Consider the following 12,270-nt stretch of genomic DNA (forward strand, 5'->3'; position numbering starts at 1 on the left):
GATTTTATGACAGCCCAGAATAAAGCAGACCTGAAACAATCGCTCCCGAAATAGTTGCAACAAGATTTACCCCATTGTTTGTAAGATAACCTTTTTGCTGAAGCGTTGCGCCAAGCAGGCTATCAATGTTCGTACCTATAAATCCTCCTGCTGTCACGATAATTACAAGGGAAAGGTCTATTGATACCAGAATAAAAGCCAGAAGGGCGATTGCTAATGATCCTAAAAATGCCGCCGTCTCACCCAGGATCGAGACAGCACCATCAGTTCCAGGCTTTACTTTTTTGAATGTTGTGATCATCCTTGGCTCTCCTATATAGGTTTCACCTATCTCACTTGCCAGGGTATCACCGCATGCTGTTGCCACTGACCCCAGATAGGCTGCCAGCAAAACCTGCCCATGCCAGGGAAAGATCCCATACGCTATGGCAAGCGTAAGACCTGCCAGTGAGTTGGAAAACACATTCTTATATCCTCTGATTCCTCCTTTTCCTTCAGCAATTCCCCTGGCCAATTTAAAATTATATTTATAGCGGGTAAACACGCTGCCAAGCAGGAAAAAAGCAAGAAGCATAAAAAACCAGTTAACACCGCTTGATATTATTATCACTACCCCAAGCAGTGTTGCAGAAAGCATGGCAGACACGTCAGCAACATGCGCCCTGTAGGAAAGATAACCGAGAAAGAACGAAAATACAAGCACCTTCATAAGATAAGAAGCATCTACATTATATCCGAACATATAAAAAAGCCACATTACCATGGCTGAGCCAAAAGGGATTATAATATTATCTTCATCCTTTGTCATGGATTCAAGAAGGGCGCCGGTAAGAGCTCCGATTACAGAAAGAAATATCAGCATTCCGACCGGAACATATAAAGTGAAACCGGATATCCATCCTCCTATAAATAAAGCAAATATACTCCCTGAAATCAGGAAAATGATACTTGATTTTGCAGAATAAATTTTAATCCTGATTTGCTTATTATTCACGATTTGTTTTTTTTCTTTGTCAATAACATGTATGATATCCGCAACGCCGTCACCAAATGTTGTAATAACAAAAGCAGCCCCGATAATAAATAATGGGAATTTATTTACTCCTGCAGTGTCTACCCCGATCAAAAGGCTGATCGCCAGGAGAATTCCCGTCGTCAGGAATAGCTGTATCATATTGATAAGCTTCCCCGCTTTTAAGTCTGATTCTCTTGCAAAGAACCGGAAAAATGATGAGTTGGCAGGGACAAATGAAAGAATGATCGCTGCAATAAAAAACAAAAGGGCTAACAGGAAAATATTTTCATTGAAAAACGGAAAAAACAGAACCAGCAATCCAAGAAGAATATAATTGATTTGTTTCTCATATTCCTTTGTTGGCATCATTTGTCACAGAAATGGTATTTACAGGCAAATACTTTATCCTTATACTCCATTAAAGGGGCGATGGGATTTATCTCAAAATTATATGAATTGAATCTTAAGACAAAGATAAAAGAAATGAATATACCGGATCATATTGTTCTTGCACTGTTTGAAACTGATCTTTTTGCAGATGCAGATTACCTGAAATTAAACTCATTTGCGTGCTGGTGCAAAGAGACCGGAGTAAAAATCGTTACTGTTTATATTAATATAATCGAAGTGGACACCCACATCAGCAATAAAATCTGCAATAAACTATCAACAGAAATTCCGCCTGCACTTAAAAATATCACACCAAATATTAATATCATAAAAAGAGGAGACAAAGAAATAAGTAAACACAAAACAAAAGATATGGTTATTGATATATCACTTGGTTACAGCGGAAAATATGAACTGACAAAGGCATTGAAGGAAGTCATGTTACAGGTAAAAAAGGGGAACTTATCTCCTGATGATATAAATGAAGATGTTATCGAATCCCATTTATTGTTTAAATCTGAGCCTGATATTGTTATCCGGGCAGGAGGTAAAAGATTGACTGATTTTCTTATCTGGCAGTCTGTTTATTCTGAACTTTATTTTACAGACGTCAACTGGCTGGATTTCAGGAAGGTTGACTTCCTGAGAGTGCTGAGGGATTTCCAGAAGCGGAAAAGAAGATTCGGGAAATGATCGATTAAAAAATTACCACTTGATCATGCTATTTAATACTACATTACGGAGTGCAAGTTCATGGAGTATCTTTATAACCTCTTCTTTCGGTATCGATATGGATCTCCTCGATATCCGAATGACATCTTCTGCTTCCACCATACCGTAATAGCTTAAAAGTTTTACAACACGCATAATTGTGTTCTTCTGTCTTTCATGCTCCCGTGTCTGGAACGTGCGAATGGCCCGGAGAAGGTCGATCCTTCGAAACTCTGGCCAGAAAGGAGCACAAAAGTATGCTGCGCATTCATTGCCATTTGCCTGCCATGGAAGGAAATTGGAAATTCTTTCATCCCCGCCTGTCCTGATTATAAGATCCACATACGGAACAGAACCGCTTGAAGGATATAAATGATTGGAAATCGTTTCTTCATTAATATCTTTTATAGATAGTTCTCCATTTTTGACTTTACAGGCCATTTTTCGTGCCGCATCCACAAGTTCCTGCCGCCCCCCATAAGCAAGAGCCACATTCAGATATAAGCCATTATAATCCCGTGTTATTTCCTCAGCATGTTTTGCAGATGATTTTAATGCTGGCGGAAGCAGGTCTATATTACCCAGGACCCTTACCCTCATCCGGCGTTTATGTGTACGCTCATCCGTGCATATTTTATCGAACTTGATCCCGATAAGTTCAAAAAGCCTGTTTTTCTCAGCCTCATCCCTGTCGAAATTCTCTGTTGAGAAAGCATAGACAGTAAGCTGCTTAATTCCGAGGTCAAAACTCCAGTCAAGGACTTTTTCCGTAGTATCTGCTCCCTTGAAATGGCCATAATATTGTGCCAATCCGCGAGTTCTTGCAAACCTCCTGTTGCCGTCCATTATAATAGCAACATGCTCCGGGACAGGCTTGTCCTTTATTTCCCTTGCAAGTAATACCTCATAACCACTATACAATAATCCCGTTAAATTCAATTTATCACTGGATTCTCTTACAGTATGAGAACTATTTAAATTTACCCAAAGTCATGAAGTTTGCGTTGTTCTTCCAATTTTTCTTCCGGTGGGGGAGTGGAACCTATCTGCTTCAAAACTTTAATCGCGACTTTTGTGCCTATGATCTTTGCAACTTTACCTGGCTCCTGCACCCGCAGCATCTCCATATCCCTTATCCCTGCATCGAATAATTTGCGTGCGCGTACCCGCCCGATGCCCCGGATCTGGATAAGATCAAGAAGCTGCAGACTTGCCCCATACTCGACCCGTCTTTCAAGTTCCCTTGCTTTACCTGCTGATGAATGTTTGAGGAACGTTCCAAGTTCAGCCATTGAATGGACAAGCCAGAGCGTTGTTTCTGAAAGCGCCCTGATATCCCCTTCTCCGATCCCGAATTTTTTCACGATGTCTTCTTCTTTTATCTCATTTATCCAGTCAAGCATCACGCATGCTGTTTTTACCTGTGAGAGGAACCATTCATAATCAACTTTGAACTGGGGCGGGATATGTACGAATTCGGTATGGTGGTTCATGATAAAATCGCTTAGCCAGTTGTAATCATTTGAGCGCAGATAAAGCTGGCGCATATCGGGTGTCGAGGCAATAAGATGCAGAAGCGTCATTTCTGTAAATTGTATGCCTTTTTCGTCTATCTTTTCCATCCCTTCGATCATCAATGAAGCTGAAAGCGGATCGATATACAGGCGTGAGACCATTTCTCCAAGGCGGGTGGCAAAAAGCCCGTCTTTCTGGACGATCATCTTCTTTTCAACAAGGAAACGTATTATATTGTCAATCACAACTTTGAGACTCCACGGTTCCTGCTGGGTTGAATAAAAAGTAGCACGCATGAACTCCAGCAATTCAACCATATCTTTTGCAAATCCTGTAACGATCAAAGAAAGGATATGTGTGCGTAATGCATTTTCAGAACCGAGCTTCGACCATATATTCTCAGCACCTGCAAGAACATATTGCTTCATGAGTTCACCAAGCTCATCATATGTTTTTGCAACAAGGACAGATTCACCATAAGGGTCAAGCCTCGGCCTTCCTGCTCTTCCTGCCATCTGCTTGTATTCAAGAACGGGTATGGGAACCTGGCCAAAATTCATATCATAACGCCTGTAACCTTTGATTATCACCCGCCGCGCAGGAAGATTCAGCCCTGCTGCAAGTGTGGGTGTCGCTGCTATCACTTTTATAATTCCATTACGGAATCCTGCTTCGACGAGCTTTCGCTGCTCTGAGATAAGACCTGCATGATGGAATGCACTGCCGTTCGCAACACACATCGCAAGTTTTTTTGCAGTATCCACTTCACTTGTTTCATGAACTTCTGCCGCGAGAACTTTTAGTTTTTCCCTGGTATCATTATCAAGAAGTTCAGATATTGATATACCCACTCGCCCTGCCATACCTTCAGTGTTCTTCCTGCTGCTTTCAAAAACAAGGCATTGTCCCCCTTCTTTTATAGTATCGGCAGCGAGTGATATGGCGCTGTCCCTGTGGAATTCCCTGACCTCGCGCTGGCTCCTGTCCCCGAAATTAATGGCATTCCCGAAAAAGACTCCTTCTTTTAATACGATCGGACGCCATTCACTTAAAACAAGTCCGGCAGAAAGCCATTTTGCAACTTCCCTGGCATTCCCTATAGTTGCCGAAAGCGCTATTATCTGCGGTTTTTGTTTCATCAATTTCGCGAGTACTATCTCAAGTGTCGGCCCGCGGTCGGGCGAGTCGATAAGATGCACCTCATCTGCGATCACTACTGTAATTTCACTGATCCAGTGAGACCTGTTACGAAGCAGTGAATCCACTTTTTCGGATGTAGCAACAATAATATCAAAATTACCCAGCCACTCATCATTGGAATCAAAATCACCTGTGGCAATGCCAGTTGAAACTCCGCGCCCGTCGCTTTTCTTTATGCTCTCGAAACTGCGGAAACGCTCATACTTTTCACTTGCAAGAGCGCGAAGAGGCACTATATAGAGGGCTTTTCCTTTTTTAGTTTCATTCAATACCGATTGCAGCATGACAAATTCCGCAAGCAGGGTTTTACCTGAAGCTGTGGGGATAGCGGCTACGATGTTTTTGCCTTCGAGGAGACCTGCATCAATCGCTGCTGACTGTGGCGGGTAGAGGGATTGGATCCCTGAATCCATGTAAAATTGTTTTATTTGGGCTGGCAGGTTGAGATCGGTAATTTTTATTCTTTTTTCATTTTCAACAGGTGCAGGTTTATTAATTTTATTGGCCGGAGTGAATCCGGAATCGGTTATTATTGGTTTTTCGATTTGTTTTTCTTTTATGATTTTCCCTTTTTTCATTTGTGCGCAATGACCGCAATTTTCCTGTTCTGATTTCAGAAGCAATCGATTACACTTTTTCCCGGAAGGCAGAATATGTGAACATCGAGGATAATCATGTTTTAAATATATTGGGCATTTTTCAAAATCCAATATTTTATCCTTAATTTCTTTTCTTAAGAAGCAAAGCAGGCGCTTTTCTTCATCATCAATACAAAATTGCCCATCGCCATTCTGTTCTATGCAGATAGGTATGAAAGGATTATAAATTTCGTTTTTTTTAATGATGAATTTAATTTCATTTTCAAGATGCAATTTTGATTCAATCCAATCTGGCGGTTCAATTTTAAGTATTATTAATTCAATACCCGCTTCTGTCAAATCTTTTATTTTAAAATCATCAGGTGGATTTGAGACAACAATTTCTATTGCCCGTATAACTTTACCCTCTTTGTTCAATAAGCTAATATCAGGTCTTCTTCCATTTTCTAAACCTTTTTCACGTTTGATATTGTTTATATTTTTTAGAAAGTTAATTCGTTGAATTCTTGGTTCCTTTTCTTGTGAATTAGAATGGGAATCAATATTTACGCCGATATAGAATGATTCATTTTTTTCCAAATGATCGTTTAAAAGGCGATAAACTTCATCTTTAGCATTTGAATGAGCTATTGTTTCTGGAGAGTGACAATGGTTTTTTAGAGCAAAATGATGCTTTCTTATTTCTCCTTTTTTTGCTATAACTTCTTTTTGTTCATTATTTTCTTCATAGCAAAGTCTGCAAATGAATGGTTCCAGTTCTATTTTTTCTTCTTTTGTGAAATCATTGACATTTCTCAATATTAGATTTTTATCATAAGCCCATTCTAATTGAACCATTTTTTTACAATATGGGTTTGGATTAAAAATAGCTTGTTATTAATTCCCTATTAAGATTTTCAGTATCAATCCGATCATTATTGAATAGGTCACGTTAATCATGGTTCCCGCAAGAAAAAATAAAGTGTTTTTACTCATATCTTCCCGCCTGACAATGGCTTTAGCGGCAAATACCAGAGCAAGGGCAGTATAAGCCTCAAGGATCATAAAAGTGAGGATAAGCAGGTTTTCGCATTTTCCAATAACAAATCCTGTGTCGCGAATTTCCTTACTTATCTTGTTGGTGACAGGCTCAGATGAAATTTTCGATATTATATAATTCACCAAAATTCCGCTTGTACCCAGTAATATGATATAGCTGCCCAACAGGATAAATCCATCTATATAGTTCAATTCCCTGAAAATCATATTTATCTTCCGATAGTTCTATCCATACTTTCAAGCACTTTATTTAATTCTTCTTCTATATACCGTATCTCTTTCCACATAGAACGTGTGAGGGCTTTCGATACCGCCTGCTGTGTTATCCCAAGCTCTTTTGCCACCTCGTATTGATTATTTGTTTCCTTATATTTTCTTACTATCAAGTGCTGATTTGCTGACCAGTTTTTCTTTAATAAAATAATTGAATTGATCTGTCCACTTATCAGGTTATCTGTTATATCATTGCCAGTTGACATTGCGAAGGTAAGCTTTGATTCTTTCAGGTTTTTAATAAGATCTGATACTTTATGAAAAGCAGGTCCATCCATTCTTGACGCATCATGTGTCTCTATAGCAGTATCTATAGAATCAAATGCAAACGCAAACCTCATCGAATACGGATATAGTTGCTCCAATATCGAAGTGATTATTTTATAAATTTTCGATATATTTAGCAGGACTCCTTCTATTTCGTCTATGCCTTTTAATATCTTAAATTCAGCATAGAGGCTGGCTGAGTAGTCCATGTTTATACTGTCACATATTTTCTCCAGCCGTTCCTGGAATAACTCCTTATTTTTTATACGGCGGGAAGAGACCACATCGCCTGATATAACATAAAGTTTCTTAGGCATAAGTAAAATACTATATGTTTTTTTTATATATAAAAACAATTGATTTGGTTGTATTAATAAATAACAACCATAATAGTTGTTATTTACAAATACAACCCAAAAACCTATCAAAAATGATTAAATATCCTGCTGTCCATTCTGATGCCATATCATGACCCTCACAATCAATCTCACAAATAATGAAAAGCGTGTTTTACTGTCACTATCCAAAAAAGACAGATTTTCACCTGAAGACCTTGCTGCCGCCTCGGGATTAAGCATTGAAGCTTCCATGCAATCAGCATTCATGCTTGCTGAAAAAAGTCTTTGCGAGATAAAAGAAACGGTCACGACAACATACAACCTTACAAAAGAAGGGGAACAGTATGCACAAATTTCACTTCCTGAGCGCCAGGTCATGAATTCACTAAAGGAGCCGCTTTCGCTTTCCGAATTAAAAAAGAAATTCCCGCCGCAGATGGTCGGGATCGCCCTTGGCTGGCTACGGAAGAAAAACTGGGTAAAAATTGAAGGCGACAGGATCATTCCTGTAGCGAAAGCCGAAGTGGGCGAAGATGAAAATATCCTCACAAAGCTAAAAAAAGGCCCGCTTTCAGACATCGGGGAGGCGGTGAAGGACCTGATCAAACGTAATCTTGTTGAAAAAACAGAGAAAAAAAGCAGGATCATAATAATCACTCCAGCCGGAAAAGCTCTTGTAGCAAAAGGTCTGGCCATCGAAGAGGAAATTGTACAGCTTACACCCACAATAATCGCAGGCGGTTCATGGAAGAATGCCAGAATCCGTCCTTATGATATTCATACCCCGATAAAACCGATATACGGCGCAAAAATCCATCCATACCAGCGCCTTATAAACGAGATGCGCCAGATTTTCCTTGAGATGGGATTTACAGAAATAAAAGGGGACATTGTCCAGAGCTCATTCTGGAATTTCGATGCACTCTTCCAGCCCCAAGAGCATCCTGCGCGGGAGATGCAGGATACATTCCATCTTGCTACCGAATGCGACCTTCCCGAAGAATATATTGAACCAGTTAAGGAAATGCATGAAAAAGGCGGCAGCATATCACGCGGATGGGGGGGCAAATGGAGCGAAGATGTTGCAAGAAAACAGGTGCTTCGCACTCACACAACAGCAGTCACTATAAAATATCTTGCAGACCATCCTGACTCTGCTGTAAAAGCTTTCTGTATAGACAGGGCATACAGGCGGGAGGCCATTGACCCTACGCATACGCCTGAATTTGAGCAGCTTGAGGGTGTTGTCATGGATAAAGGAGTGAGCTTCAAGAACCTCCTTGGCTGCCTGACAGAGTTCTATCACAGGATGGGCTTTGACGAAGTCCGTTTCAGGCCCGGATATTTCCCATACACAGAACCAAGCGTTGAGCCTGAAGTATATATCGAAAGCAGGGGAAAGTGGGTGGAACTCGGAGGCGCAGGAGTATTCAGGAAAGAGGTCACGCTGCCGCTTGGTATCAAACAACCCGTGCTTGCATGGGGCCTTGGTGTGAGTCGCGTTGCGATGCTGCGCCTGGGATTGAAGGATCTAAGGGAGTTGTACCAGAGCGATATCGACTGGCTGCGGAAGAGTACGGTTACTTCATACTCTTAATAAAGGATAAACATATAAATTGAATTGTTTATCTTATACATTGGAGTGATGAGAATGGAAGAAATCACATTTATTACAGAAGACGGAGTGAAAATTTCAGGCAACTATTTCAAACCAGAAAAAGAACATGCGCCGGTTTTCCTATTATTGCATATGATGCCTTCCACTAAAGAAAGCTGGAACGGATTTGCAACCCGTCTTCAGGAAAAAGGTTTTGCTGCCCTTGCGATCGATCTGCGCGGGCATGGCAGGAGTACAGATAAGAATGGAATGAAATTAGACTATAAGGAATTCAAAGATGAGGAACACAGGGAATCCATGAAGGACATTGCTGCTGCTAAGGAATTCCTGAAAGGCAAGGGTGTGGACATATCCAGGATGGCAATCGCGGGAGCAAGCATTGGCGCAAACCTTGCCCTGTGGCAGGCATCCATCGATAAAGATGTTTTGCTCCTTATCCTGTTATCACCCGGCCTCAATTACAGGGGAATACAGGCAGCCCAACTTGCTCCCCACTATTCCGGCCCGGTCTATATCCTGGCCAGTGCTGGAGATACAAAGGCAATACAAGGCAGCAGGGAATTATCTGAGATTTTTCCGGGAGATAAAGAATTAAAGGTCATACAGGGAAATTCACATGGCACTAATATGTTCATTTCGGAACCGGACCTGATCGATAAATTATTGGAATGGACAACAAATAAAATAAATTAAAATTTATCTTCTTTAACTCCGGATGGTTTATTGGAATGACAAACTGTTCGTATCTCCAGTCAGCTTTAAGACCTGCTCCGAAGCACATCCAGCTAACTTTACGGGTTAGATGATATAGTTTAATGCTGAATAAGGGATATGAGTATGACTTAAAAGGGAGGATAATTATGAATGAAAAATTACAGCAATCAGAATATTTGTCTGATTTAATCAATAAAATAGTTGCTTGTGAAACATTTAGCGGAAAAACAATAACCGGCATATTGACTGAATATAGCAGGTACGAACTTATCCTGGTAGAAACGAAGGATATAAAATCAAAAAAGCCGAAGAAAATAGTTGTCTTTAAGCATGGTGTTGTCAGTATCCGGGAGATAGAGTGAGCTGCTTTATAGATCACTTAGTCATGGCAGTCAAAAAGAATGGTAAACAGTCACTATGAGGCAAAAAGTACCTTCAGATTGTTTACTACTCCTTTGATATGAAATACAAATGCAATTAGTAGAACGATGATCCCGGAAGTATTTGGTATATCCAGCTTGTTCTCAATTTTTATTGATATTATTAGTAAGTGTGTCTTTAAACCAATATATAATAATACCCAAAAAATCAATTCAATCAGGACTGAGATCATTAGTCCGGGAACGATTTCAAAATTCTGGATTAAGTAATAGGCTATTGGGTTTTTTTCACGGGTTCCTCTTATGAAAGTGAGTTCAAAAGCTGTGGTTATGACATCAAGCGTTAGGGTGAATGCAAACCAATAGGAAAGATACTTGATTGTTTTCCTCGAATTAAATAACTCAATTATTTTTCCTTTCAGGTACATGTTCTACCTGCTTGTATTAGTATAGACACCTTATCTGTGGCCAGAAAAATCCTTCGTATCTCTATTTCCACATTCCCACGTCCTGGTCTTTAGAAAATCTATTTAAAATAAACAAAGACATTATATAAATTATATATACTTTAATTTAAAGATTTTGGTCGTGTTGCTATGTTGAATAATTCCAATCCTGCTCCGATAAATAAAAACACGAGAAACATTTTCACAGTTCAAATTTATAAGATACTATAACTATAAGAACATGAATTTCCATTCCTGAAATACCAAAAATATGGATTGGATTTCACATTTGCTATTTAGTTTTTCACTTAGTACGATTCTATTGAAAGATATTACCAGGAAAAAGATGTCAATTTTAGTGGTTGCCACTTTATTTCCTGACCTTGATACACTCTGGCATCATCGCAGCGGATTACATTCGCCACTGATCTTGCTCATGCTGGCATTGGTGTTTGCAATTCAATATCGGACTTATCTCACTACTTTACTAATAGGTTTCTGGTCACACTCTGCTCTGGATATTTTCCTGTTCAATAACTCAAATCATACATTCCAAAAACTGGCAAGTAATGTCGTATCGAATCAGACCACGGCTCTAAATATCGAGACTAATGTAATGAGATATACAGCAGCCGATGGAATCATGCTATTCTATCCATTCAACAATGAGAGTTTCTCTATAACCCTGGATGAAAAGAGCTATCCAATTGTAGCAGGTTTTATCGTAGTAATATCTATACTTGCATTTATATGGTTTTATTTTAAGAGGAAATCCTCTATATATAACAACAAAGGTAATCTCTCTCATTTACGATAACAGGAAAATTTTAACAGAGGTTAAATGCCGGTACTTAGCATAATTGCATGCGATATGCTTGAAGATGAGCTCGCATACGTACTTTCGGAGGATAGCGAGCTTACTCAGTTGATACTGGTAGACAACGATAAACATTTTGGGCTTCAAAGGAAATTAAAATCCCGGGGATGCCTTCCCGCGCTTATCGCACTTGATAGGGTTCCGGAAATACTGAAAGGCGAACAAAACCAGCTCCTTCAGACAATCATAAAACCCTTCTGTAGCTTTCGCTTCATTGAAAGAATCCGCCGCAAACTGGAAAACAGGAATAAAACGAAAGTGACAGTAGTTACCAATATGCTTAAGATGGGATTGCATATGGATATTGAATTATTAAAAGCGGAAGTGTACAGGAATATCAGGGAAATGTCCTGTTTTTCAGACAGGATTCTTATTTTTTATGGCACATGCGGACATTCGCTTATAAACATTGAAAAAGATTTTGAAAATCTCGGATGCCAGCTTTATTTTCTGAAAGATAACAAAGGGGAGATCGTAGAAGACTGCATCAGCGCTGCGCTTGGTGGAAATGATGCCTATGCGAGGGCAATGGTTAACAGTGAGGGTGAAGGTACGTTTTACCTTACCCCGATGTGGGCTTCAGGACAGATGGAGATTCCGAAGGAAATGATCTCAGAGGTTTCCGGGCTTGGTAAAATGTATATGAAGAGATACAGGAGAGCTGCGAAAATCAATACCGGACTTCCGTATGAGCCGGAATTTGACGAAAATATCAGGGATTTCGCGCGGTCTTTTAATTTGAAGATTATAGAAGTTCAGGGCAGTATAAAGATAGCTGAGCAAAGTTATCAGAACGCTAAGAAGTTTCCCTGACAGGGAGTATATTCATTTCCGAAAGCCTGACAATATTTAACGCTGAGTGACTGTAACCGAAACGAATAATACTAAT

General features: G+C 39.8%; 12 protein-coding genes. 6 read left to right on the forward strand and 6 right to left on the reverse strand.

The genetic code is table 11. The features are described 5' to 3' along the window. Positions 1-4: 4 nt before the first annotated feature. A complete protein-coding gene (locus FIB07_02575; GenBank protein ID NJD51731.1) occupies positions 5-1,384 on the reverse strand; it encodes a TIGR00297 family protein in 1,380 nt (459 codons plus the stop codon). 60 nt (positions 1,385-1,444) lie between these two features. Between FIB07_02575 and FIB07_02580 the strand changes: the two genes are divergently transcribed. After that, the gene (locus FIB07_02580) at positions 1,445-2,098 is read left to right on the forward strand and encodes an undecaprenyl diphosphate synthase family protein (GenBank protein NJD51732.1); all 654 of its coding nucleotides are present in this window, start codon (positions 1,445-1,447) and stop codon (positions 2,096-2,098) included. Positions 2,099-2,110: 12 nt separating this feature from the next. Here the strand turns inward: FIB07_02580 and uppS are convergent, their stop codons facing one another. The 4 genes from uppS to FIB07_02600 form a co-directional block, all read right to left on the reverse strand. Next, a complete protein-coding gene (uppS, locus tag FIB07_02585) occupies positions 2,111-2,962 on the reverse strand; it encodes a di-trans,poly-cis-decaprenylcistransferase (protein ID NJD51733.1) in 852 nt (283 codons plus the stop codon). Between the two features lie 134 nt (positions 2,963-3,096). After that, positions 3,097-6,267, reverse strand: coding sequence for an ATP-dependent DNA helicase (locus FIB07_02590; protein ID NJD51734.1), 3,171 nt, complete (start codon positions 6,265-6,267; stop codon positions 3,097-3,099). A gap of 39 nt (positions 6,268-6,306) precedes the next feature. Further along, on the reverse strand, positions 6,307-6,675 hold the full coding sequence (locus tag FIB07_02595) for a hypothetical protein (protein ID NJD51735.1): 369 nt from the start codon (positions 6,673-6,675) through the stop codon (positions 6,307-6,309). Between the two features lie 2 nt (positions 6,676-6,677). Next, on the reverse strand, positions 6,678-7,325 hold the full coding sequence (locus tag FIB07_02600; GenBank protein ID NJD51736.1) for a hypothetical protein: 648 nt from the start codon (positions 7,323-7,325) through the stop codon (positions 6,678-6,680). Between the two features lie 151 nt (positions 7,326-7,476). Between FIB07_02600 and FIB07_02605 the strand changes: the two genes are divergently transcribed. The 3 genes from FIB07_02605 to FIB07_02615 all read left to right on the forward strand — a co-directional run bounded on the left by FIB07_02605 (position 7,477) and on the right by FIB07_02615 (position 10,040). Beyond that, positions 7,477-8,943, forward strand: coding sequence for a phenylalanine--tRNA ligase subunit alpha (locus FIB07_02605; GenBank protein ID NJD51737.1), 1,467 nt, complete (start codon positions 7,477-7,479; stop codon positions 8,941-8,943). Positions 8,944-8,991: 48 nt separating this feature from the next. Further along, on the forward strand, positions 8,992-9,657 hold the full coding sequence (locus FIB07_02610) for a hypothetical protein (GenBank protein NJD51738.1): 666 nt from the start codon (positions 8,992-8,994) through the stop codon (positions 9,655-9,657). A gap of 167 nt (positions 9,658-9,824) precedes the next feature. Next, positions 9,825-10,040: a hypothetical protein gene (locus FIB07_02615; protein ID NJD51739.1), complete on the forward strand. Its 216-nt coding sequence runs from the start codon at positions 9,825-9,827 to the stop codon at positions 10,038-10,040. A gap of 53 nt (positions 10,041-10,093) precedes the next feature. Here FIB07_02615 and FIB07_02620 read toward each other — a convergent pair whose 3' ends face one another. Next, positions 10,094-10,486 carry a hypothetical protein gene (locus FIB07_02620; protein NJD51740.1) on the reverse strand — a complete coding sequence of 131 codons (393 nt, stop codon included), beginning with the start codon at positions 10,484-10,486 and terminating at the stop codon, positions 10,094-10,096. A 364-nt stretch (positions 10,487-10,850) separates the two neighbouring features. Here FIB07_02620 and FIB07_02625 point away from each other — a divergent pair, with 364 nt between their 5' ends. Continuing rightward, positions 10,851-11,321, forward strand: coding sequence for a hypothetical protein (locus FIB07_02625; GenBank protein ID NJD51741.1), 471 nt, complete (start codon positions 10,851-10,853; stop codon positions 11,319-11,321). 24 nt (positions 11,322-11,345) lie between these two features. After that, positions 11,346-12,194, forward strand: a complete 849-nt coding sequence (locus FIB07_02630) for a DUF1638 domain-containing protein (GenBank protein ID NJD51742.1) — start codon at positions 11,346-11,348, stop codon at positions 12,192-12,194. The last annotated feature ends 76 nt before the right edge of the window (positions 12,195-12,270 follow it).

The organism is Candidatus Methanoperedens sp. (assembly GCA_012026795.1).
Lineage (GTDB): Archaea > Halobacteriota > Methanosarcinia > Methanosarcinales > Methanoperedenaceae > Methanoperedens.

Bases quoted from the DNA above. Each gene is read 5' to 3' on its own strand.
- FIB07_02580 (NJD51732.1), top strand. From the start codon at position 1,445: ATGGGATTTATCTCAAAATTATATGAATTGAATCTTAAGACAAAGATA.
- FIB07_02620 (NJD51740.1), bottom strand. From the start codon at position 10,486: ATGTACCTGAAAGGAAAAATAATTGAGTTATTTAATTCGAGGAAAACA.
- FIB07_02575 (NJD51731.1), bottom strand. From the start codon at position 1,384: ATGATGCCAACAAAGGAATATGAGAAACAAATCAATTATATTCTTCTT.
- uppS (NJD51733.1), bottom strand. From the start codon at position 2,962: ATGGACGGCAACAGGAGGTTTGCAAGAACTCGCGGATTGGCACAATAT.
- FIB07_02590 (NJD51734.1), bottom strand. From the start codon at position 6,267: ATGGTTCAATTAGAATGGGCTTATGATAAAAATCTAATATTGAGAAAT.
- FIB07_02625 (NJD51741.1), top strand. From the start codon at position 10,851: ATGTCAATTTTAGTGGTTGCCACTTTATTTCCTGACCTTGATACACTC.
- FIB07_02610 (NJD51738.1), top strand. From the start codon at position 8,992: ATGAGAATGGAAGAAATCACATTTATTACAGAAGACGGAGTGAAAATT.
- FIB07_02595 (NJD51735.1), bottom strand. From the start codon at position 6,675: ATGATTTTCAGGGAATTGAACTATATAGATGGATTTATCCTGTTGGGC.
- FIB07_02600 (NJD51736.1), bottom strand. From the start codon at position 7,325: ATGCCTAAGAAACTTTATGTTATATCAGGCGATGTGGTCTCTTCCCGC.
- FIB07_02605 (NJD51737.1), top strand. From the start codon at position 7,477: ATGACCCTCACAATCAATCTCACAAATAATGAAAAGCGTGTTTTACTG.
- FIB07_02630 (NJD51742.1), top strand. From the start codon at position 11,346: ATGCCGGTACTTAGCATAATTGCATGCGATATGCTTGAAGATGAGCTC.
- FIB07_02615 (NJD51739.1), top strand. From the start codon at position 9,825: ATGAATGAAAAATTACAGCAATCAGAATATTTGTCTGATTTAATCAAT.